Raw genomic sequence first — 23,762 nt, forward strand, 5'->3', positions numbered from 1 at the left:
GGCCGTCATTAGTGGCGTTTGTAGCTTAAGCATTCAGTCTGCATAATGCAGATAGGTAACCATATGGATAATGGGCTAGGAGAAAAGGAGCATGTTCATCGCTGTTTATGAGTTTGAAGTTAAAGAGGGAAGCGAAGCCGTATTTCGGGAATCATGGCTAGAGGTGACCAAAGCCATTTATCAGCGTTGTGGTAGCTTTGGCTCTCGGCTTCATCAGTCGGATGTACCGAATGTTTTCGTTGGGTATGCACAATGGCCCAGCAGAGAACAATGGGAAAAAGATCATGTTATCAGCGATGAACTCTATAAGGTCTCTCGTCAAAAAATGCACGATTGTCTGCTGAGATCGAAGACGGCCTATAAGCTTGAAGTCTGTGATGATTACCTACAACCCTTCCAAGCGCAGGCATAACCAATCTCGATAACTTAAAAGAAGTATGGTTTAAATCACCATTCAATTTCTATTGGCGTCCCAATTCTCACTAGGCTTAAAAACTCGTCCATCTCTTGGTTGGTTAAGGCGATACAACCATTTGTCCAGTCAAAGCTTTGAATGAATTGTGGGTCTCCATCATAGCCATCTTTTAAGCCGTGCACTTTTATTTCACCGCCGGGATCAACGCCCTCGGCCTGTGCACGCAATTTATCTCTTAGATTCGGATAACTGATGCTCATCGAACGATAGAACTGACTACTTGGCATAATGTCATCCAAATAGTAGCGCCCTTCCGGTGTCCGCTGGTCACCTTCCTTCTGCTTATGTCCGCGCGGAGATTTCCCTAAAGCGATGCGATACTCTTTAATCACTTCGCCTTGGGATACGAGATACATACGGCGTTTGGACTTATCGACTTTGACCAAATCGACTTTCGCCACTTCAGTTTTGGACAAGTGAGCTTTGATTGACGGACCACGTAACACATTGCCCTGAGCAAAGGCTGTGCAGCTTATCAGTAATGAAAGGAATGAAATCAGTAGTCGCTGCATGTTTGTCGTTAGGTTGAGTCAGTGTCTAATATTGAGCGTGGGTCATTATTAACCAATGTAGTCCCACGCTTCTAGTTGTCATTCTCTATCAATGATAGCCAGACTTTGCTCAATCTATCGCAGTTTCTGTCAGTCGAAAAGCAAACATACGCGGCGATGTTAACTCCAACTGACTAGCTTACTCTTTCTAAAAGCGCTAACACTTCGGCATGGTTGGTATGAGGGAACATATCAAACCATTGAACTTTAACCACTTTGTAGCTTGGTAAGTTCTTCACATCTTCGTTCATGGTGTGAGGATTACAGCTTGAGTAGACAATATGCTTAGGCGCAAGCGCTTCCAGTTGGTTCGTCAAACTGCTACCAAGACCTCTGCGTGGCGGGTTAACCAATACCAAATCAGGCGCAGCATCTTGAGAATGTGAAAACTGGGCGGAATCTAACGCGGCAAAACTCAGGTTATCGATCCCCATCTCCTGCGCAGATCGCTTTGCGCTGGCAATGGCTTCCGGTTCTATCTCGATGCCAATCACTTCCGTTGTTGGTGTTGAACAGTGCAACGCAAATCCGCCCACACCACAGAACAGATCCCACATTTTGCTTGGCGCAATCTCTCTTACCCAATCTCTTGCCGTCGCGTATAGCGCCTGTGCAACTTTCGGGTTGGTCTGGAAAAAGCTCTTAGGTCGAATAACCAGTGGCACATCGTTGAAGCGCTCAATCAGATACTCTTGCTCGGTCAAAAAGATCTCTTCATCACCTTCCAAACGCGCCATGTGTACTGGTTGAATGTTGACTGATACCACTTCGATAGCAGGAAAATCTTCAAGTAATCGAGGCAGATTGTTGGTGATACGAGGCAACACCTCTTTGCTGCGTGCAACAAAGCGCAACATGAACTTTCCATCGTGCTCACTGCGAGTTAGCAAGATGAATTTCAGTTCACCTTTCTTTTTGTTTTTGTTGTACGGAGGGATGCCTGAAATACGGATCCAGTTTTCCAAATAGGTCAGCAGCTGCTGTGTATCTTGCGGATACAAAGGACAATGCGTTAAAGAAAGAGGTTCACCATTGAGCGTGTTTTCGATACCCAAAATTGGCGCATGAGCTGCGCCAAGCACAACCATTTTTGCTTTGTTTCTGAAGCGAGTCTCACTGCTAGTGACAGGCGACAACCACTGCTCTGGATTAAGCTCAGACAACAGCGTTTTCAATTCGGCATCTTTTACAGAAACCTGTTGTTGATAAGGCTGAGCGCAATTCGTGCAGGAAGTACATAGTTGCTGAGTAAAGAACTCGCATTGCATAGCAGTGGTCACCAAATTTCGAAAAGCGCTAGTCTATTCGCCTAGCGACAAATCGCCAAATAAATATTTCACCTAAATACTCATGCGTCGCCGCGAGGCAAACAAGCCTAGCCTAACGCAGCAAATTCATACTGTATGTCGGTTTATTTACCGCGCACTTTATGGATAACTTCCATAATCGCGACAACAATTAAACCTGCTGCTACACCAATGGCTCCATTCAGTAACGTTGGTACCAGCGCATTGACTAAAGTTAGGTCAGGCAGTTTCATAATAATAGGCTCAACCCAATGATGAATAAACGGCACGTTGTGCACAACGATACCGCCACCGACTAAAAACATCGCGGCAGTGCCAACCACAGTCAGGCCTTTCATCAGTTTAGGCGCGAAAGCAACCAGCACACCTCCCAGCTTTGCCATTAACCCTTCGCCTTTGGATTTTCTCTCAAGATAAAAACCGAGATCATCCAGCTTTACAATGCCAGCCACCAAACCATACACACCAGCGGTCATGACCATAGCAATCAAACTCACTACGATAATTTGCGTCATCATTTCTTTGCCTTGAACCGTGCCCAAAGCAATCACGATAATTTCAGCGGACAGAATAAAATCGGTACGAATCGCGCCACTGATTTTGCTTTTTTCATACTCTTCTATACTTACTTGTTGCAACTCCGCCATCGCCTCTTCTGGTTCTTTCTTTGGCGTGGAGTGAAACAGTTTCTCCAGCACTTTTTCTGCGCCTTCAAAGCAAAGAAACAAACCACCGAGCAGCAGTAAAGGCATAATCAGCCAAGGAACAAATGAACTGATCACCAATGCAGCAGGTACTAAGATCAGCTTATTACGAAACGACCCTTTCGCCACCGACCATACCACTGGGATTTCGCGCTCAGCGGCTACACCAGACACTTGTTGAGCGTTCAGTGCTAAGTCATCCCCCAGCACACCTGCGGTTTTCTTTGCTGCCACTTTCGACATCACAGCGACATCGTCGAGTACGGTTGCGATGTCGTCTAATAAAGTGAGTAAGCTAGCTCCAGCCATATGACATTCTCTTTTTGGGTTTGTATAAAACAAGAGGTAACATAGCAGCCTGTCAGAAATGATGAAACATCTTTAATAACGCTCATCCCATGGCATGAGAATAATTATTCCAAGGAAAGTAATGAACAATTCACAAGCTTACCCAATAGGAACCCCAGGTCAAAAATGGGGAGAGGCTGAACGCCTACAATGGCGTGCGACAACAACCATCAAACGCGAATATCAGCAAGAAGTTGTGCCAAAAATTAAAGCGTTAGAAAACGAGTTTGTTGTAGAGCAATACGGTGCTTTGTCTTATGACGAAGAGCGCTACCCGCTTTTCTCTATCAAAAGCAAAAACTGGCAAGCGAACAAACCAACCGTGTTGATTACTGGTGGTGTTCACGGCTACGAAACCAGTGGTGTACATGGCGCACTTAAGTTTATGGCAAACGAAGCTAAACGCTACGAGCAGCACTTCAACATTATTGCGGCACCTTGTGTTAGCCCTTGGGGATACGAAACCATCAACCGCTGGAACCCTAATGCGATTGATCCAAACCGTTCGTTCTATGCTGACAGTCCAGCAGAAGAGTCAGCAAACCTAATGGCATTGGTAGCAAGCCTGCCTCAAGAAGTTTTGGTTCATATTGATTTGCATGAAACAACAGACACAGACGAAACCGAGTTCCGTCCTGCTTTAGCAGCGCGCGATGGCATCGACTACGAAGCCGACAGCATTCCAGACGGTTTCTACACCGTTGGCGACACTGAATTGCCTCAGCTTGAGTTCCAAGCGGCTGTTATTGAATCTGTTGCGAAAGTAACGCACATAGCTCCGGCTGATGCCAATGGGCAGATCATCGGTTCAGATGTGGTTCAGCACGGTGTGATTCTTTACCCAATGAAGAAGCTTGGGTTATGTGGCGGCGTAACCAATTGCCAATACGGCACAACAACGGAAGTTTACCCTGATAGCCCGAAAGTCACTGATGAAGAATGTAACGATGCTCAGGTTGCTGCAGTAGTTGGCGCTCTGGACTATGTACTTAAAAACCATCGAACATAATCAATAGAAAACAATAAACCCCGCACGAGAGTAGCTCTTTCTGCGGGGTTTATTTTATGAGTGTCTCCACCCAATCATATTTAGAGCGCGTTAATTAACAGACAACTCTTTGCTATAACAGCGTTCAAGTTCCGACAGACTATAAAAATACTGCGTACCTTCAAATACTTGGCAATCGGCTTTAAACGCTATTTCCTTCTCGTTGTAAAGCATCTTCACCAAGGTTTCACCGCCTTTGTTTGCACTCTTATACACATCCCACTGAATATTTGCCGAATATGGTGTAACCCATCCGCCGCGCCATTCATTATTTTCTTGAGAATAGAGCACCGAAGGATCTGCTGCTGAGTACTGCCTTTCACATGCAATAACGCTGCTAAAGGCATAATTTGTTCAGCGTGAGCAAAGCGTACCTTTGCCACATGATTTACCGCCTGCTTGTTGTTGGCTACAGCGTCCATCTCATTGAACATATCTTTTAAAAGCGGTTTAGCAATGTTGTAGGTCACGCCATTGGAATCGGCAAAGCTTGGACCTTTCTCATAGAAATCTTCAGCATCTGACTGATAAGAGAACCAAGCCGACTCTTCAGGAGTAATAAACTGCTCTAAGCCCCACTCTCCACCTTGAGCTTGTGCCTCACGAAGCATTCCCGGACCAATGATGAACATGTTGTAGAGCATTGAGGCAGCGTCGACCTCGTTTTGCACATACTTCCAGTCATCTTCCGTTTCACTAGGTTTCTTGGTGTTGGTCTTGAAACAGTTCTCAGCGCTTACGTCGCACTTCTTGTCGTTAGAGACATCATTTTCGAGGAAATCGACAAACTCTTTGGTGTAAATACGCTCCAACATTTGACGAGCCAACAATTTCGTTTTTGGTAGCTCTGAAACTGCATCAAAGGCACTTTCTAACTTCTCTGAATCTTTAAAAGCATCATAGGCTTCAAAGTTTGCAGTGTATGGTTGGTATTTTGCACTCTTTACAGGATTTGTTTTGTGGAAATAGAGTTCAAACTTGTTCACCAGTTGTTTATCAATTTCATCTGGCTGTGATTGTGTTTGGTAACACTGCTTTGCATTGTTTGCTACATAAGCCACATCATTTGCCAATGACTGCATGAAGTAATGTGCAGTTTGGTTTGCGCGCTCTTGACCTGAGGTTTGTACTTGAATACAAACGGGATTATTGCTGTCGTTAGTCATGATGGAATCTAGACGCTGCGCCATTCGAGAAGCGATACCGGCTGGCTCTTCTTCACCTACTTTCGTCAGCAGTCCATAACCCAGCTTTTCATTCGCTGCCGTCACTTTATCAATGATTGGACCAAGCTTTTCACCGAGCGGTGTCAATTGTCCGCGTTTTTGTGCTAGATCCCACACTTGCTTGCTCAGTACGTCGTATTTTGGACTTGATAGAGCACGCGCACCATGTCGTTCAACCAACTGGCTGTAAACCACGTTGTAACCTTTTGGCGCGGCTTCATAGCTGTTTAAATCTTGCTGAGCAGAATAGGTAGCTTTGCTGCTGTACTGATAGCCATCACTTTTATCGTCTTGGTGAGTAGAGCTACAACCACTGAGTAAAGCCACGGTAATTGCAGATGCAATCAGAGTATAACGAGTCATTAATCTTCCTTAATTTCAGAGCGAATTTGGTTTTACGTTTTCAGAAACTCGCTGCACATTAGTTGCGGTTTATGACATTATCATTGCAGTTTGAATAAGTTACGACGACAGATAACTCTTTGATTTGTTGACATTCCAATCTGTGGACCCATTATTTGCAATAACCTCGAGCCAACGATTACTTTAGATCACTCAAACTTTGTGCGTAGGCAGTGAAAAACCAATGCCAATAACCACACCTCTTATATCACTCTCGCCAATGTATCGCGTATTTTAAATTGACCTATGCTTGGCTATTGGTGAGACTAGCAAGATAAATCAATAAGTAACGTCAGAGGCCTTTATGATTATCCTGCACCATCTCGTTCAATCTCGCTCTAATCGCATTGCGTGGTTATTAGAAGCGTTAAATCTTCCTTACGAAATTAAAGTTTATCAGCGCGACCCTAAAACCTACGGCGCGCCAGAGTCACTCAAGCAGATTGACCCGCTGGGTAAATCACCGGTCATTACCGATGGCGAACTGGTAATTGCTGAATCTGGCGCAATCATCGAATATCTGATTGATACCTACGACACCGAGCAACAGTTCAGACCTAAAGATCCTAAAGCTCTGTTAGATTACCGTTACTGGTTGCACTTTGCTGAAGGCTCAATGATGCCTTTGTTGGTGATGCGACTGGTTTTATCAAAAGCGGTCGATAAACCAATGCCGTTCTTTATTAAACCTGTGATTAAAAAGTTTGTGCAGGCGTTAAACCAATACTTCATTGACCCAAGAATAATTCCTCAACTCAAGTTGGTGGATAAGCATCTTTCTAATAACAAATGGTTTGCTGGCGATGAACTCTCTGGCGCAGATTTCCAGATGGTACTAGCTTTGCAACTTGCTTATATGCGCTGCGACATGACTCCTTATCACCACATTAAGAAGTACATAGAACAAGTTGAAAAAATTGAAAGCTATCAAAAAGCGATGAAAAAACTCAGCGAATAGCCGTTACAACAATCGGTTCTTATATTGCTCCGGTGTTTGGCCGGAGTATTTTTTAAACATGGCAATAAACGGGCTGGCTTGGTTGTATCCCAAGGTTAAGGCGACCTCTTTAACCGAGTGTCCACTTCGGAGTAAGTCCATTGAGTGCAGATAGCGAACACGTAAGCGCCACTCAGTAAAGCTCATGCCGAGCTCTGCCTGACAATACCTAGCAAGCGTTCGCTCGGTAGTGTGCACTCGCTCTGCCCACTGCTGCAAGCTGGTGTTGTCGGTCGGGTTCTCTTCTACCGCCGCTAAGATAGGTGCTAAATATTTGTGGTGGCTGGACGGCAAGAAGTGTTGCTGCATTTCGCGAGTGGCAAGCTGATCAATCAATACCTGTAACAGACGTTTGTCTTCGACACTTTCCGCCACACCGATTTCGCGCATGCGAAAATCATCAATGATAGCGGTCACTATCGGAGTCACTTTAATCAGGCTCGTTTTGGTCGGGAAAGCGTGTGTCATTTCGGCTGAAATATTGATGGAACAGTAATCCAGAGGCTTTCGGTTAAAACTCTTGTGTCGAGTTCCTGCTGGAACCCAAATTGCGAGATGAGGTGGAGCAAGAAAACGGGTGTCTTCCGCTTCCATTTCCAATATACCACCAGCGATTAACTGAACCTGCCCCCAAGCGTGGCTGTGTACGCGCGTTTCGGTATTCGACAAAAACGCTTCGAAGTTCATGAATACGTCTGAAGGCGCTTTAGCAATTGCTAGTGAAGGATGAAGATTTCTCGCCTGTTTTTTCACTCTGCTTTCCTTGTCGGGCTATGTTCCTAAAGAACTATGTCTTTTTAACGATATTTATCAGTGAAAGACTTTAAACGAGATGAAAGCAGATATCAAAACCCTAGCTTAGATAAATGAAGAAATAGCCTCTATCGGCTTCATTCTGGCTGCATAGCCAAGAGGTTAGTGGTTATAATGCGACCTTCATTTGGCTGAAAGTAAAGGATTACCGTGACATGACGGATTCGACCACGAAAGGGGATGGGAGCAACGAAGCCCTGTTGATCATTGATATGCAGATAGGCTGTTTCCACACGCCAAGACACGACAGAGAAGGCGTTATTTCAAGAATCAATAAGCTTTCTCATGCTTTCCGCGCCAAAAACTTACCCGTTATTTTCATTCAGCATAACGGTATTAAAGAAAACTATTTATTGCCGGGTACAGAAGATTTTGAAATCGTCAGAGAGCTTGTCATCAGTGATGCAGATTACACCGTCGAGAAAACCGTTAATGGCGCTTTCTATAAGACAAATTTGAAAGAGCTTTTAGACTCATTAAATGTTGGAACCCTTTATATCACAGGGTTGGCGACTGATTTCTGTGTTAACGCAACCATTCACGCCGCGCTGGTAGAAGACTTCAATATAGTGGTGATTTCCGATTGTCATACAACGGCTGACAAACTGGAGATGAGCGCTAGTGACATCATCAAATTCCATAACTTCATTTGGTCTAACTTAACGCCGACCGAAGGTGTTATTTCGCTTAAAACCCACGAAGAAGTACTGAGCTAAATCGCGCTACGGATTAGCTTGTCTCTGATAGTGGGTATCTCTCAAATAAAAGAGCCTGAGCGAGAGCTTAGTTAAGCGTTAACCACTTCTAGAATGATTTTTTCTAGCGTATCCAAACCTTCATTGAGAACGTCGAACTCAATGATCAACGGCCGTCAGATCCGGTTCGATGCCTAAGTATTTCGTTGCAAACAATTTATCGTACGAGCGAAACCCATTTAGATTTCATCAGAAATCAGAATAATTACGTGTTTGTCACAGATGTTGGTTTGTCATTTTTTCGTCCTTAAATTAGTTTCCGCCAAAGCACAGGTATTTCACATCCATGTATTCATCGATGCCTTGCTTCGCGCCTTCACGTCCGATACCAGATTGTTTCACACCACCAAATGGTGCGACTTCAGTAGAAATTAAACCTTCGTTGATGCCCACCATGCCGTACTCAAGCGCTTCGGCAATCTTCCATACACGGTGAATGTTTTGACTGTAGAAGTACGAAGCCAAGCCGTAGATAGTGTCATTCGCCATTTCGATCAGTTGTGCGTCGTTATCAAAACGAATCACAGGCGCAACTGGACCAAAGATCTCTTGCGAGACGATCTTCATGTCGTGAGTGACATCTTTCAGCACTACAGGTTGCATGAACAGACCATCTAACTGGTGCAATTCAGACACAGGTTTCGCTCCTTGCTTAATGGCTCCATCAATCAGTGCTTGGATATTCTGTTTTGCCGATTCACTGATCACAGGGCCAATGTTGACGCCAGCTTCCAAGCCGTTACCGACTTTAAGTTTCTGTACCGCATCATCAAACTTAGTGACGAACTCGTCATACACTTTGCTGTGAACATAGAAGCGGTTAGCACACACGCAGGTTTGACCTGCGTTGCGGAACTTAGAAGCAATCGCGCCAGTGACCGCGGCATCAATATCTGCATCATCAAACACGATGAAAGGCGCGTTGCCACCCAGTTCCATAGAGGTGCGTTTGATATCCGCAGCGCTTTGCTGCATTAGTATACTGCCGACCTGAGTAGAGCCTGTGAACGAAAGCTTACGAATCAGAGGATGTGTTGTGAAAATACCGCCCACTTGACGAGAGGTTTCACCCAGAACCACCTGCAACACATCGCGAGGAATGCCTGCCTGATATGCCAGTTCTGCCACTGCAAATGCAGAAAGTGGTGTTGATTCAGAAGGCTTAACGATAAAACTACAACCTGCCGCCAAAGCTGGGCCCGCTTTACGAGTGATCATCGCAATTGGGAAGTTCCAAGGTGTAATCGCACAGGCAACACCGATAGGTTGCTTGATGGTCACTAAACGTTTGTCTTTACTCGGAGCTGGAATCGTTTCGCCGTAAGTGCGCTTTGCTTCTTCAGCAAACCATTCGATGAAGCTCGCGCCATATACCACTTCGCCTTGAGCTTCCGCCAACGGCTTACCTTGCTCAAGCGTCATTAAACGACCAAGATCTTGCTTGTTATCCAGAATCAGTTGATTCCATTTCTGTAACAAAGCCGAGCGCGTTTTCGCTGGTAACGCCGCCCACTCTTTTTGAGCAACACTCGCCCGTTCAATGCCATTGAGAATGTCGTGTTCTTTAGAAACCGGAGCATAACCAATGACTTCGCCAGTGGCTGGGTTAGTCACCGCTATCCCTTCCGCTTCATTCGACACCATAAACGAAAGAAGGCTTTTGTTTTGTATCTGTTGCATATATTTTTCCTAGATTCAACTCATGGTTATTGTTTATGCTTTTAGTTTAGCAACTTTGCCTGCACTCAAGGCAACAGCTGCGAGAACCAAAGGAACGAAGGATACCCACAACACCATCTGCCAGCCGTAAGCACTTAACAGCCCGCCAGATGAAAACGAACCTATCGCCATCAAGCCAAAAATAATGAAGTCGTTGAGCGACTGAACACGATTTTTCTCTTCCGGTTTATGACATTCCAACACTAAAGCTGAAGCGCCAAGAAAGCCGAAGTTCCATCCAATGCCCAGTAAAATGAGTAACCACCAGAAATGGTTTACATCTACGCCCAACAAACCAACAGCCGCTGAAATACCCGTCAAAACAATACCTATTGCCGAAATACGCACAGCGCCAAATCGCGCTATCAGTTTGCCGGTGAAAAAGCTCGGGGTATACATGGCAATCACATGCCATTGAATACCTAAGTTTGACGACTCATGGCTGTGGCCGTGCATATGCATGGCGAGCGGGGCTGCAGTCATAAGAAAGTTCATGATCATGTATGACGCTGCGCCACACACCACAGCAGAAATAAAGCGTGGTTGAAGTGCAATTTCCATTAATGGTCTTCCTCCACCATGCTGCTCTTTTACAGCCGGAGACTGAACGCCATATAAGATCACACCTGAGATCACAGCAACTACTGCCTGTGCAAGGAACGTGGCAGCAAACATTTTTTCTGGCCACAGATACATGGTTTGTGTCACTAGCTGCGGCCCGATAACACCTGCAACAATACCACCAGCCATAACTAGCGAAAGTGCTTGAGGTCTTTTCTCTGGCGGTAAGCCGTCTGTTACAGCAAAACGAAAAGAGAGAACAACAGCAGCGTAAGCGCCTCCTAAAAGGGTCGAGAGGCAAAACAACCAGAACAATCCCGTGAACATAGCAGCCATCGCCAACAAACCCGTTAACACGCCAGCTACCGAACCCGCAATAAACGCTGCTTTTCGTCCGTACTTTCTTGCTAATTCTCCAGCTGGAAAAACACACACAGCCATACCTACAACGAAAATAGAAATAGGCAGTGTGGCGAGTAACGGAGAAGGTGCCAGCATACTTCCGACAATCGCTCCGGTCGCAAATACAACCACTGAGTTCGCCCCTGCCAACGCCTGTGCCAATGTTAAACGCCATAAATTGGAACGGCTGACATCTGGACTCAGTAGCGCAGGATCAGAAATTGTCGAATAGGATTCGTTAGACATGAACTTTACTTTCCTTGTATGGCTTCTATTTCTTGTAGGAGCATATTAGATCAGTAGCAAAGCTCAAAGGCTTATTCACTACTCTACTCCCGTGCTCTCCAAACATCCCATAATGAGTTTTCAACCATCACACCATTCTTGTTGGAATTATGTAAAAGAATGGTAGTCAATTGATTAACTTTCAGGTTATCGTAATTGCGTTTTCAACATACGGTTGGATCACTACAATGTATGGTTGTTTGGCAAAGCAAAAGGAATCGCCGATGAGTAATGGCAAGAGAGAAAGTACCCTCCGTTTTTTAGCAGAACCTGGCGATGTGAACTTTGGCGGTAAAGTTCATGGTGGCGCAGTAATGAAATGGATCGACTTAGCGGCATACGCTTGTTCTGCTGCTTGGAGCGGCAAATACTGTATTACCGCTTATGCTGGCGGTATTCGCTTCGTTGCTCCTATCCATGTTGGAAATATCGTAGAAGTGAGTGCAAAGGTTATCTACACAGGTAAAACCTCTATGCACATTGCCATTGACGTACAAGCCAGCGACCCTAAAGAGCTCAAAAACCGATTAACTACCCATTGCATTGTAATAATGGTAGCTGTTGACGAGAATGGTAAGCCAACGGCAGTTCCTGAGTGGGTACCTGAAACCCCTGAAGATATCGCTCTACGTAACTCGGCAATTAGACTGATGAACATGCGAACAGAAATCGGTGAAGAGATGGAAGCTCATGTGAAATACCTTAAAGCTGACGGATAAAAAACACCCGACTGAAGTCGGGTGTTTTTTATGTACCTAGCCAAACTCACGCTGTAATTATTATGCCTTATGTTATTCCGCCAGCTCTTGCGCAGTTTTTATGTAGATATCACGCAGTTTTAAAGCTATTTCGCCCGGTTTACCACTGCCAACAGGCTTGTCATCAATTGCTACCACTGGCCAAACAAACGTTGTAGCAGAGCTGATGAACGCTTCTTTCGCCTGATAGGCTTCATCGATTGTGAATAGACGTTCTTCAATAGTTAGGTTGAGCTCATTAGCTAGTTTCATCAAAGAAGCTCGGGTAATGCCATGCAAGATGTCATTGCTCAAAGGGCGCGTTACCAAAACATTTTCCTGCGTCACGATATAAGCGTTACTAGAGCCGCCTTCAGTCACAAAGCCGTCTTCAATTAACCAGACATCTTCAGCACCAGTAGCATGAGCCGCTTGTTTTGCCAAACAAGCTGGCAATAGGCTGGTTGTTTTGATATCACGACGTCGCCAACGGATATCATCAAACGAGATCACTTTAATACCAGTTTGAATCTTAGGACTGTTGATCAGACTTCTGGACTGTGTAAACAACACTAAGGTTGGTTCGATATCATCACTGTAGGAAAAGTCGCGGTCACCTTCATCGCCACGCGTCAGTTGCAAATAGATTCCACCTTCAACCAAAGCGTTTCTTTTTATCAGCTCTCGCTGAATTTCCATCAGTTGCTCGCCCGTTACAGGCAGTTTGATGTCGAGCTCTTTTGCAGAACGTTCTAAACGCGCAAGATGCCCTTGATGATCGATGAGCTTACCGCCCAGTACTGCGGTAACTTCGTAAACGGCATCGGCAAAGAGAAAGCCACGGTCAAAGACCGAAACTTTCGCTTCACTTTCCGCAACAAACTCGCCATTTAGATATACGATTCGTTCCATTTTCTCTCCCTACCCCCACAGCTTTTGTTGAAAGGGCAACATAGAATTGTTTTCAAATTCAAATCCGTTTTCGATATCTGCGCTAAGCAATAGCGGACCATCGAGATCAACCACTTCAGCACCTTGAGCCACGACAAAAGCGGGAGCCATGCTTAATGAAGACGAAACCATGCAACCAACCATGACTCGTAATCCTAATGACTGCGCTTGATCTTTTAGCTTTAGTGCTTCGGTTAAACCGCCGGTTTTATCGAGCTTAATATTGACCATGTCATACAAGCCAACGACTTTCTGCAAACTATTTCTGTCGTGACAAGATTCATCGGCACAAATAGGAATTGGGCGCTCTAGCGAGGCCAAAACAGAGTCTTCATCGGCGTGAAATGGCTGCTCTATCATCGCCACATCCAGCTTTATCAATTCAGGAATAAGCTGTTTGTAGGTTTCTACCGTCCACGCTTCATTCGCATCAAGAATAATTTTTGCGTTGGGTGCGCCACGGCGCACCGCTTGCACACGCGCCAAATCTTCTGGACCACCCAGTTTGAGTTTAAGCAGCGGTCGGTCAGCATTTTCAATCGCCGTTTTCTCCATATTCTCAGGAGTGTCTAACGAGAGCGTGTAAGCCGTAGTGAGTGGCTCGGCGGCTAAACCGACCTTCGTCCATATCGGTTGCTTGTCTTGCTTACATTCAAGGTCCCACATAGCGCAATCAACCGCATTTCTCGCCGCACCAGCAGGAAGAAGTGGTTGTAACTGCTCACGCGAGATACCACTTTCAATTTCTGGAATAACATCCTTGATTTGCTGCAAAACACTCGTGATTGACTCACCATAGCGGGCGTAAGGAACGCATTCCCCTCGCCCAATCAGACCTTGGTGTTCAATCTCAACAATGATGGTTTCAGCTTGAGTTTTACTCCCCCGAGAGATAGTAAAACTGCCACGAATTGGCCAACTTTGTGTGTAGAGTTTTACCTTCATTACAGCTCCAAAAGCTTATCGACAATACGGGCAACACCTTGGCGGAACGGGTCAACAACAGGTAAACCAATGTCTGATTCCACCTTATCCATATACGCCATTGCGTCACTTTCGCTCAAACCTGAGGTATTTATGGATACACCTACAAACTTAACCGCAGGGTTAGTTAAGCGAGCCGTAGCAATATTCGCTTCCATACACACTTTAAGGTCTGGTAACTGATAGTCAGGCAATCCACGCATATGTGTGCGAGTCGGTTCATGACAAAGTACCAGAGCGTCTGCTTGGGAACCATGAATTAGACCCGTTGTAACACCCGCAAATGAAGCATGGAATAGCGAGCCCTGACCTTCAATAACGTCCCAGTGTTGTGGATCGTTTTCAGGTGTAATGGTTTCAATTGCTCCGGCAATAAAGTCTGCAACGACACAGTCTGCACTGACACCAGCTCCGGTAATCAGAATACCCGTTTGACCAGTAGCGCGGAAATCAGCATTAACACCGCGCTCTTTCATCTCTTTTTCTATTGCAAGTGAGGTATACATTTTACCAACAGAGCAGTCTGTTCCTACTGTCAGAACACGTTTTCCTGAGCGCTTTTTACCATTGGCAACAGGATAAGTTTGTGTGGGGTAACGAACATCATAAAGTGCGCAACCGTTCTTTTTAGCACACTCAACAAGTTCAGGAATGTCTGTTAATTTGTTATGCAGACCAGCTGCGATATCCATCCCAGCTTCAAGCGCTTCTATAAGAACGGAAATCCACTCTTTGGAGATCACACCGCCACGGTTAGCAACTCCGATAACGAGGGTTTGTGCGCCCGCTTCTTTCGCTTGCGCCACCGTTAAGTCTTGCAGACCAACGTCAGCATTACATGCTTCAAGACGCAGTTGTCCTACACAGTACTCAGGGCGCCAAGTTTTAATACCCTGCGCGACTTTAGCTGCCAGAGAATCTGCAGCATCACCCAAAAATAATAGATACGGTTGTTTAAGTTCCATCTTTGTTACTCCATTTTTGGTCATCTAGACCAGACACTAATTTCAACTTCTTTTACAACCTACAGTTTAAAATCCTCATCAACAATAGGATTTACTGTTCACTTATATTCAAAATAATTTAATAAATTAAAATTTTATGCATCAAAACCTCACAATAAGCAAAAATTATGCATTTTAATTCAATTAATGAGATTTTTAGAAAATATCGCAACTTAAAGAAAATAAAGCGATAAATGAAAGCATCCACATACCTAATCGAAAGATTGTCTTACAGACCAATCAAATAGTTGTTATATCTAAAATTCAGCCAAAACACCCATTTGGTATTTATCTCCAAATATAACAATATTTTTAGATTTTCATGTTTTGTGATCCAGAGCAACAATAAACAATTTTGTATACAATCTAGTCATAAATTTGAAGTGCAAGAACGTAGAACCTTACTTATAAAAATCGAGTAAGAAAGTCCACGTCCCACCTATTTTCAACAACTACAGACCGCCATTAGTTAATAACAATGAGTATTTAGGTTAAATTCTTTTGCACAAAACAGTGATCGGAATTACTTTTTCGCCAGAAAATGAATAATTTTATTCAACTGAAAAAAATTAAATATAAGGAATAATATTCTTTCAAAACATCCAATGAATCACTTTGTCAGAAATAAAAAACAGACAGTGGTTTTATCCATACACAAAACTCCAAAATAGTCGCAATGACTGGAATGATCTCATACCTTGGTATGGTCTGTTTATTATTAAATAAATGTATAAAATCTTTTGCTACGAGCCTTTGCTCGCTGTTGGAGAAACAGACATTACTCAGTATGATAGCTACTCTTTAGTAAGCCCCATTTCTGAGCTGCAATGGAAACAAGGTAAAAATTAGGACGGATTCAATGATCACAGCTGAAGCTCTTATCAATCTAAAAGCGCTTAGTGATAACTACGATTTGCTAAAAAAGAAATGTGGAAACAAGCCTGTTGTAGCGGTTATTAAAGGTGACGCTTACGGCCACAACGCTATAAAGACAGCACAAGCGCTGGCTCAGGCGGACGTATTTGCCGTTTCTCGTATTGAGGAAGCACAGGAATTAAGAAATTCCGGCATTCAACAACCTATTTTGTTGCTTGAAGGCTGCTTTTGTAAGAACGATTTGGAAGTCGCTTCACGTGAAGGCTTTCAAACCGCTATTCATTGCCAGGAACAACTAGACGATCTGAAAAATGCTACGTTAGCGAAACCAATCATGGTGTGGCTTAAGCTGGATACTGGTATGCACCGTCTGGGTGTTCAACCGTGCGAACTGAATGATTATGTTGAGCAAATTGAAGCTACAGGTAAGCTATCTGGCCCAGTTGGCTTCATGAGTCACTTTAGCTGTGCCGATGATCTTTCATCTGCCTCTACACAAAAGCAAATCGATCTGTTTCTGTCGCAGACCTCTCGCTTCCTAGGCCCTAAAACCTTGGCAAATTCGGCGGGCATTCTGTACTGGTCAGACTCTCATCTCGATTACATGCGTGCTGGCATTGCACTGTATGGCATCAGCCCGAATGAAAACGAAACAGGTAAATCCTATGGCCTGCATTGTGGTATGACGTTAACCTCCAAACTTATCGCGGTTCGCAAACACAAAGCCAATCAGCCTGTAGGTTATGGTGAAACTTGGACGTCACAGCGTGATACCTACATTGGTGTGGTTGCTATGGGGTATGGTGATGGGTATCCGAGATCTGCGCCAGAAGGCACGCCTGTTTATATTAATGGTCGCATCGTGCCAATTTCAGGCCGAGTATCCATGGATATGATTACCGTTGATTTAGGTCCAGACTCACAAGATAAAGTGGGGGATAGTGTCGAATTCTGGGGAGAAAATTTACCAATTGAGCAGGTATCAAAGCACATTGGAACGATTCCATATGAACTCGTCATCAAACTGACTAAGCGAGTGCATAAAACCTACATCGAAAAATAGTGTATTAAGTAAAAAGAGCGTAAGTATGATTACGCTCTTTTTTATTTACACCAATCGTTTAAATTCAACATTATATTCAGCCCCCTAAGTTCTTTCTCCCGCCAGACTTTTTGTCATAGAAGTTTCATTTTTCTCTGATTTAATATGCTAGAAAATTGAATAGCCTTCCCAGAGAACAAAAACATGGCCTTGTCCATCAGTGATATTACTTTAAGTGAAAACACCCTCTCCGATTTAAAATCTGTTGAATATCATTGGATTCGGACTATGTATGTAGAAGGCTACCAGCCTTCTGAAATCAATCACTACATTCGCACTTGCTTTGGTGGTGATGACACATTCGCAGATCTATTCCGTAAAGTTGCTCTACAACAAGAGAGCCTATATGTACTGTTACAGTACATTGGTTGCGCACCATCCAGTAAAGAATTCTAGCCGCTTAAAATAGTTCCTGCCTAAGTGTCACATCTCTTTAGCCACACGGGCTCGTGTGGCCGATAGTTCGGCATTCCATTAGACCTAACGCGTTATTAAGATTTATGAAAAGCTCAGTAAAACGGTTATCGCAGATATAAAAAAACCTGAGCAGAGCTCAGGTCATGGTTACAAAAACCGTTAGTCATTTACAGTAAGGAATTGAGCTAACAGCCAGCTATGCGTAACGCCAGAAGTTATGTATCTAACTTAACTGATCAGCGGCCAAACCAAGTTGTTAAGCAGACACAAAATGGGCGACATTGCAGTCGCCCTTATCGTTGTTATCCTTTCACACCGCCGGCCGTGAGTCCTCCGACTAGCCAACGCTGCGCAAGCAAGAATACGATAGTAATTGGTAAAGCAGATAAAACTGCCGCTGCCGCAAAGTCTCCCCATAAGTAGTTTTGAGGGTACAAATACTGCTGCATACCAACCGCAAGTGTGTATGAGTTTACATCAGAAAGTAACAAAGATGCCACTGGAACCTCACCCACAACACCGATAAATGAGAGAATAAACACAACTGCCAGAATCGGTACGGAAAGCGGTAAAAGTACTAGGCGGAAAGCTTGCCATGGTGTTGCACCGTCAAGTGCCGCCGCTTCTTCCAATGAAAGGTCAATCGTTTCAAAGTAGCCTTTGATTGTCCAAACATGCAGCGCGATACCACCCAAGTAAGAGAAAATCAAACCGCCGTGAGTGTTCAAACCAAGGAATGGAATGTACTGACCTAACTTATCAAACAATGCGTATAGAGCCACCAGCGCCAGCACAGCAGGGAACATCTGGAAAATCATCATCGCTTTCAAGATAGTGCTCTTACCTTTGAACTTCATACGCGCAAAAGCATAGGCAGAAGTCGTGGATAGCGCGACGATCAACACTGAACTGATGGCTGCCACTTTCACTGAGTTCCATAACCACGTAAGAACAGGGAATGGAGGCGGAGTCACTGAACCGTCAGCATTCTCAACAGCAATACCTAACGCCAGTTTCCAGTGCTCTAGTGACGGGTTTTCCGGAATTAAGCTACCTGTTGCAAAGTTACCTTCACGGAAAGAAATCGCCACAATCATCAACAGTGGAAAAATGATTAATGCTAAGAATGCCCACATCGCGATGTGCGTCGCCAACACTCTGTATTTTAAGGATTTACCTTGTACCATTGCCATTGTGCGACTCCTTAATCTTGGTCAAGCTTAGTGAAACGAAGGTTGAGTAGTGCTAAACCACCCACGAGTAAGAAGATCAGTGTTGCGATTGCACTCGCCAGACCGAAATCTTGACCGCCGCCGCCTTCAAATGCGATACGGTAGGTATAACTTACCAATAGGTCGGTATAACCCGCTGGCTCTGAAGTGCCAATCATATTCGGGCCACCTTGCGTTAATAGTTGAATCATCACAAAGTTATTAAAGTTGAATGCAAAACTCGCAATGAGAAGCGGTGTCATTGGCTTAATCATCAAAGGCAATGTGATACGAGTAAAGTTGCTCACAAAGTTTGAACCATCAATAGCCGACGCTTCGTATAAATCATCTGGTATTGCTTTTAGTAGACCCATACACAAGATCATCATGTAAGGGAAACCTAGCCAAGTGTTAACAATCAACACCATAGTTTTGGCCAGTATCGGATCTGAGAACCAAGAAGGGCTGATACCAAACATCGCTTGAAGCACCATGTTGATTTCACCGAAACTTTGGTTAAACAAACCTTTAAAGATCAGAATCGAAATGAATGCAGGTACCGCGTATGGGAGGATTAACAGAACTCGGTAAATCGCTCTACCTTTCAACGCTTCCCACTGTACAACGCTCGCAAGCACTAGGCCGATAAGCAGAGTGAACACGACAGTCAATAGAGAGAAAATAACCGTCCAAATGAAGATGCTGATAAAGGGTTCTTTAATACCATCATCTTTCCAAACACGTTCGAAGTTATGAGTACCGATAGAGACAACAAAACCTGGTGATACCGTTGAGCCAACAAACTGACCATTCTCATCTACAGGTTGGTAGAAACCGACATCCATGTTCGGACGCAGTACTTCACCGGTTTCTTGGTTGATCAAAGTGACACCATCTTCCTGCATTTTGTATAGCGGTAATACCGCAGCAAACTTACGCAAGCCGCTCATGCGAATGTCATTACCATCAGGAAAATGAAGGTCGAACTCACTCAAAGCAGAGCGGTTACTGATGATGGTTTTAATTGGTGCTTTTGCACCTAATACAGGTTGTTCAGTAGGTGTAAGGTTTAACTCACGGCTTGCAGCATTCAATGAAAATGCTTCCGTCACATATTGAGTATCGCCATCTTGAATCGTAATTTGAAAACCTGATTCAGTCTCATACAAGTCAAATGAGTAGCTTTGACCACTTTGGAACGTTCTATCCATCAATACAGATTGTGCACGATCTAAAGTGAGCTGGTTCTTAGCGCTATAGTTAGTGAAAGCCAAGTTAACGGTGTATACCAAAGGGAAAAGGATGAATAAAATCATCCCAGCAATACCTGGGTAGATATAGCGGTGGGCGTAAGTTTTCTTACTGCCAAAAATATAGAGTGCTAATGCGGTAAGAAAGAGAGTAAGTAACGCAAAGGCAGACTCACCGCGCGAATACATAAGAATGGATGCATAACCATTGACCACACCAACAGCCCCTAACGCTGCCCACTTAAGTAGTGCGCGCTTATTAGAAGATGACGGTGTTGATGGTGTTGGCATCGCTTCTGAACCTTGAACTGACTGCATAGTACAACCTGCTAGCGAAATAAACTGAGAAAGTAGGGAGGAGTTACCCCCTCCCCAAAAGTAGAACTAAAAAATTACTTAACCATTTGCTTTTCTGCATCTGCAAGTGCTGCATCTACAGTTTGACGACCATCAACGATGTTGACGATTGCGTTCTTAGCTGCGCCCCAGAAAGCATTCATTTGTGGGATGTTTGGCATAATTTCGCCGTTCATTGCGTTGTCCATTGTCGCCGCAATGCGAGGGTCATTACCCAATTCTTGTTGGAATGTGTTCAAAGCAACTGCGCCTAGTGGCTTGTCATCATTCATCTTACGTAGACCGTCGTTAGTTAGTAGGTAGTTCTCGATGAACTCTACTGCTAGGTCTTTGTTAGGAGATGCTGTGCTGATACCTGCAGTTAGTACACCAACGAACGGTTTAGATGAGTGACCATTAAATTTAGGCAGAGTGGTCACACCGTAGTTGATACCAGACTTCTCAATATTGCCCCATGACCAAGGACCATTGATAGTCATTGCAGTATTGCCTTTGTTGAATTCAGCTTCAGAAACTGAGTAATCCATATCAGAAGAAATTACGCCTTTATCAACAAGACCTTTAACAAAGTTCATTGCATCCGAAACACCTTTGTTCGCGATACCAGCATCTTTAATGTCATAACCTTGAGCTGTGTACTTAAACGCATAACCGCCATCAGCAGCCATTAGAGGCCAAGTGAAGTACGGTTCTTTTAGGTTCCACATGATTGCAGATTTGCCTTGTTTCTTAAGCTCAGCGTTTAACTGTGCTACTTCTTCCCAAGATTTTGGTGGGTTTGGAACAAGATCTTTGTTGTAGATAAGAGATAGTGATTCTACTGCGATTGGGTAACCAATTAGCTTACCGTTGTAGTTAACCGCATCCCAAGCGAAGTCGATAATGCCTTCTTTAACTTTTTGAGATGGTTTAACTTCTGCTAGCAGACCTGCTTCAGCATAACCACCAAAACGGTCGTGTGCCCAAAATACAATATCAGGACCGTCACCAGTTGAAGCGGTTTGAGGGAACTTATCCTGAAGCGCATCTGGGTGTGCAACAGTTACTTTAATACCCGTGTCTTCTTCAAACTTCTTACCAACTTCAGCCAATCCATTGTAGCCTTTGTCTCCGTTGATCCAGATAGTCAATTGACCTTCTTCGATTGCAGCGTGAGCTCCAAACGAACCAAGAGCAACTAATGTGCTAAGTGCTACGGTACTTAGGGCGTTTTTCATGTTCATATCCTTTTAATATTTATGTTGTAGGGCTAACCAAGAGGTTTTGCCGTATTTCGTCACATATCATCAGAAAAAACAGACTACGACTCATCCTCCTGCGCACTACGCCCTAGCTATTATGGACTATTTTCGTGATCTGCATCGCCACGAGTGGTCGACAAAGATCACAAAAAGGTGTTTTGTTGTGAGCAACCTCAACTTCAAAAGCATCAATTATTTGAGCTTGATCTAACTACGCCCTATTCCCCCTCCTCCTACTCATCCCTGTCTACTACCCCCACAAAAAAAAGGATTAGGAGGATGTCATCTAGGTTCACATCTTAGAGACTAACTACGTCCAAAGTGGATGGTAAGAGTCTTTTATTAGCACCGAACATTAGGTGTTTACATTGCCGGTTGGAGTGCTTACGCAAATGTGCATACGACGCAAGTTCGTCGTTCCGGGGGGAACACATGTTTGCATTGATAAGTGCCTAATTTTGGCTATGAGGGGTGATGTATGATTTCGAGCAGCGTATACCCAAATATTACTAAAATACATCACCCTTTCTTTTCTTACCGATAAAGGCTAAAAGCAAATTGGGATTACACCAGATTATTAGCCACTTAAATGATTCTTCTCAAAGTCGAGAAATCATAAACTTAAATGTATTCCTACTATTATTGCTTAGTAGTTCATTGCACAAAACAATGTCGTACAATGATGAGCAATAGTAATTAAAAAGTGTTGATCGAGGACGAGCTAGATGTCGAATGTCACGTTAAAAAATGTTTGTAAAGCTTATGGCGATGTAGTGATTTCTAAGAATGTTGATTTAGACATTCAAGAAGGCGAATTCGTTGTATTCGTAGGTCCATCTGGTTGTGGTAAATCGACGTTACTTCGCTGCATTGCAGGCTTAGAAGACATCACATCCGGCGACTTGTACATCGGCGACCAACGCATGAACGATGTTGAGCCCTCTAAACGCGGTGTGGGTATGGTATTCCAGTCATACGCTCTTTACCCTCACCTAAACCTTTATGACAACATGTCATTTGGTTTGAAACTCGCCAAAGCTGATAAAGAAGAGATTCATAAACGTGTCGATCATGCTGCAGACATTCTACAGTTGACGCATTTGCTTGACCGCCAACCAAAAGCACTTTCAGGTGGTCAGCGTCAGCGTGTTGCCATCGGTCGTACTTTGGTGTCTCAACCTAACGTATTCCTGCTTGATGAACCCTTATCAAACCTAGATGCAGCACTTCGAGTGCAAATGCGTTCAGAAATCACTAAGCTGCAACGCAAACTGGGTTGCACCATGATTTATGTTACCCATGACCAAGTAGAAGCAATGACAATGGCTGACAAAATTGTTGTACTTGATGCGGGATATGTATCGCAAGTAGGTAGACCTCTTGAGCTCTACCACTACCCTAGAAACCGTTTTGTCGCGGGCTTCATCGGCTCACCAAAAATGAACTTTATGAGTGTGTTCATTGAGGAAGTGGAGAAAGACCGAGTAATGGTGCAACTTTCTAATGGCACAACATTCTGGATTCCTGTCGATGGAACAACCGTAAACCGCGGTGAGAGAATGTCTTTAGGTGTTCGTCCAGAACACTTACTCACTGCAAGTGAAGGTGACGCTATCATTGAAGGTAAAGTGATGATGGTTGAGAAGCTGGGTAATGAAACACAGGTTTACATGAACCTTAAGGGCTCCGACTCAGATGTGATCTATCGTCAGCCAGATACGCTAGATGTTGAAACAGATGATGTGCTGTCGATTGGTATTCCAGCGCACCGTTGTCACCTGTTCCACAGTGATGGACGCGCATGCCGCCGTCTGTTTAAAGAAAAAGGCGTTGAGCTTCCAGAAGCATAAAATGCATTAAAGACAGACTTATTAAGCGTCCTCTTAATTGATCATTGAGAGGACGTTTTTATTTTGGCAAGTAGAGCGAATTGGATAACAAATATTTAAAACAACAAGCCTACTACCTACTCGTAGACAAAGTAATAGACAAAGCTGCGCTTTAACGCTCAACCTTCACCATCATCAGTATTATCATCC

General features: G+C 44.1%; 21 protein-coding genes. 8 read left to right on the forward strand and 13 right to left on the reverse strand.

All coding sequences use genetic code 11. The annotated features are described in order from the left end of the window. Positions 1–91 precede the first annotated feature (91 nt). Positions 92–412, forward strand: coding sequence for an antibiotic biosynthesis monooxygenase family protein (locus tag HKI82_RS00630; RefSeq protein WP_171136884.1), 321 nt, complete (start codon positions 92–94; stop codon positions 410–412). 35 nt (positions 413–447) lie between these two features. Here the strand turns inward: HKI82_RS00630 and HKI82_RS00635 are convergent, their stop codons facing one another. The 3 genes from HKI82_RS00635 to HKI82_RS00645 all read right to left on the reverse strand — a co-directional run bounded on the left by HKI82_RS00635 (position 448) and on the right by HKI82_RS00645 (position 3,346). Beyond that, positions 448–987, reverse strand: a complete 540-nt coding sequence (locus HKI82_RS00635) for a L,D-transpeptidase family protein (RefSeq protein WP_102941834.1) — start codon at positions 985–987, stop codon at positions 448–450. Positions 988–1,160: 173 nt separating this feature from the next. Then, entirely contained in the window at positions 1,161–2,294 is a 1,134-nt protein-coding gene (gene rlmC, locus HKI82_RS00640; RefSeq protein ID WP_171136885.1) for a 23S rRNA (uracil(747)-C(5))-methyltransferase RlmC, read from the reverse strand. Positions 2,295–2,437: 143 nt separating this feature from the next. After that, positions 2,438–3,346 (reverse strand): DUF808 domain-containing protein, encoded by a 909-nt coding sequence (locus HKI82_RS00645; RefSeq protein ID WP_171136886.1) that lies wholly within the window; start codon positions 3,344–3,346, stop codon positions 2,438–2,440. A gap of 121 nt (positions 3,347–3,467) precedes the next feature. Between HKI82_RS00645 and HKI82_RS00650 the strand changes: the two genes are divergently transcribed. Continuing rightward, the gene (locus HKI82_RS00650) at positions 3,468–4,394 is read left to right on the forward strand and encodes a M14 family metallopeptidase (protein WP_171136887.1); all 927 of its coding nucleotides are present in this window, start codon (positions 3,468–3,470) and stop codon (positions 4,392–4,394) included. A gap of 215 nt (positions 4,395–4,609) precedes the next feature. On the opposite strand, the gene HKI82_RS00655 is transcribed toward HKI82_RS00650, so the two are convergent. Further along, positions 4,610–6,022 carry a histidine-type phosphatase gene (locus HKI82_RS00655; protein ID WP_206361772.1) on the reverse strand — a complete coding sequence of 471 codons (1,413 nt, stop codon included), beginning with the start codon at positions 6,020–6,022 and terminating at the stop codon, positions 4,610–4,612. Positions 6,023–6,365: 343 nt separating this feature from the next. Here HKI82_RS00655 and HKI82_RS00660 point away from each other — a divergent pair, with 343 nt between their 5' ends. Further along, a complete protein-coding gene (locus HKI82_RS00660) occupies positions 6,366–7,019 on the forward strand; it encodes a glutathione S-transferase family protein (RefSeq protein ID WP_171136888.1) in 654 nt (217 codons plus the stop codon). Positions 7,020–7,022: 3 nt separating this feature from the next. Here HKI82_RS00660 and HKI82_RS00665 read toward each other — a convergent pair whose 3' ends face one another. Continuing rightward, a complete protein-coding gene (locus HKI82_RS00665) occupies positions 7,023–7,811 on the reverse strand; it encodes an AraC family transcriptional regulator (RefSeq protein WP_042481388.1) in 789 nt (262 codons plus the stop codon). 215 nt (positions 7,812–8,026) lie between these two features. On the opposite strand from HKI82_RS00665, the gene HKI82_RS00670 reads away from it, so the two are divergent. Beyond that, positions 8,027–8,587 (forward strand): isochorismatase family protein, encoded by a 561-nt coding sequence (locus HKI82_RS00670; RefSeq protein WP_171136889.1) that lies wholly within the window; start codon positions 8,027–8,029, stop codon positions 8,585–8,587. 291 nt (positions 8,588–8,878) lie between these two features. On the opposite strand, the gene HKI82_RS00675 is transcribed toward HKI82_RS00670, so the two are convergent. Then, positions 8,879–10,306 (reverse strand): NAD-dependent succinate-semialdehyde dehydrogenase, encoded by a 1,428-nt coding sequence (locus HKI82_RS00675; protein WP_171136890.1) that lies wholly within the window; start codon positions 10,304–10,306, stop codon positions 8,879–8,881. A 33-nt stretch (positions 10,307–10,339) separates the two neighbouring features. Then, on the reverse strand, positions 10,340–11,554 hold the full coding sequence (locus tag HKI82_RS00680) for an MFS transporter (RefSeq protein WP_171136891.1): 1,215 nt from the start codon (positions 11,552–11,554) through the stop codon (positions 10,340–10,342). Positions 11,555–11,817: 263 nt separating this feature from the next. Here HKI82_RS00680 and HKI82_RS00685 point away from each other — a divergent pair, with 263 nt between their 5' ends. Next, positions 11,818–12,312 (forward strand): acyl-CoA thioesterase, encoded by a 495-nt coding sequence (locus HKI82_RS00685; RefSeq protein WP_042481466.1) that lies wholly within the window; start codon positions 11,818–11,820, stop codon positions 12,310–12,312. Positions 12,313–12,384: 72 nt separating this feature from the next. Here the strand turns inward: HKI82_RS00685 and HKI82_RS00690 are convergent, their stop codons facing one another. Genes HKI82_RS00690 through dgcN form a run of 3 tightly spaced genes read right to left on the reverse strand, consistent with a single transcriptional unit; the run spans position 12,385 to position 15,230 of the window. Further along, positions 12,385–13,242: a D-amino-acid transaminase gene (locus tag HKI82_RS00690; protein ID WP_171136892.1), complete on the reverse strand. Its 858-nt coding sequence runs from the start codon at positions 13,240–13,242 to the stop codon at positions 12,385–12,387. 9 nt (positions 13,243–13,251) lie between these two features. Further along, the gene (gene dgcA / locus HKI82_RS00695) at positions 13,252–14,226 is read right to left on the reverse strand and encodes an N-acetyl-D-Glu racemase DgcA (protein ID WP_171136893.1); all 975 of its coding nucleotides are present in this window, start codon (positions 14,224–14,226) and stop codon (positions 13,252–13,254) included. Further along, positions 14,226–15,230 (reverse strand): N-acetyltransferase DgcN, encoded by a 1,005-nt coding sequence (gene dgcN, locus HKI82_RS00700; RefSeq protein WP_102941823.1) that lies wholly within the window; start codon positions 15,228–15,230, stop codon positions 14,226–14,228. Before dgcN ends, dgcA begins: the two co-directional genes overlap by 1 nt. Positions 15,231–16,128: 898 nt before the next feature. Between dgcN and alr the strand changes: the two genes are divergently transcribed. Further along, entirely contained in the window at positions 16,129–17,208 is a 1,080-nt protein-coding gene (alr, locus tag HKI82_RS00705) for an alanine racemase (RefSeq protein WP_171136894.1), read from the forward strand. 183 nt (positions 17,209–17,391) lie between these two features. Next, a complete protein-coding gene (locus tag HKI82_RS00710; RefSeq protein WP_102941821.1) occupies positions 17,392–17,643 on the forward strand; it encodes a hypothetical protein in 252 nt (83 codons plus the stop codon). Between the two features lie 323 nt (positions 17,644–17,966). Here HKI82_RS00710 and malG read toward each other — a convergent pair whose 3' ends face one another. From malG to malE, 3 genes are all read right to left on the reverse strand, one after another. Continuing rightward, entirely contained in the window at positions 17,967–18,857 is an 891-nt protein-coding gene (gene malG / locus HKI82_RS00715; RefSeq protein ID WP_102941820.1) for a maltose ABC transporter permease MalG, read from the reverse strand. Between the two features lie 11 nt (positions 18,858–18,868). Beyond that, the gene (gene malF / locus HKI82_RS00720; protein ID WP_171136895.1) at positions 18,869–20,443 is read right to left on the reverse strand and encodes a maltose ABC transporter permease MalF; all 1,575 of its coding nucleotides are present in this window, start codon (positions 20,441–20,443) and stop codon (positions 18,869–18,871) included. Between the two features lie 74 nt (positions 20,444–20,517). Beyond that, complete coding sequence (gene malE, locus HKI82_RS00725; protein ID WP_102941818.1) at positions 20,518–21,699, reverse strand: maltose/maltodextrin ABC transporter substrate-binding protein MalE; 1,182 nt, start codon at positions 21,697–21,699, stop codon at positions 20,518–20,520. A 749-nt stretch (positions 21,700–22,448) separates the two neighbouring features. Here malE and malK point away from each other — a divergent pair. Beyond that, the gene (malK, locus tag HKI82_RS00730; protein WP_171136896.1) at positions 22,449–23,573 is read left to right on the forward strand and encodes a maltose/maltodextrin ABC transporter ATP-binding protein MalK; all 1,125 of its coding nucleotides are present in this window, start codon (positions 22,449–22,451) and stop codon (positions 23,571–23,573) included. The last annotated feature ends 189 nt before the right edge of the window (positions 23,574–23,762 follow it).

Origin of the sequence: Vibrio plantisponsor (genome assembly GCF_013041605.1) — a bacterium.
GTDB lineage: Bacteria > Pseudomonadota > Gammaproteobacteria > Enterobacterales > Vibrionaceae > Vibrio > Vibrio plantisponsor.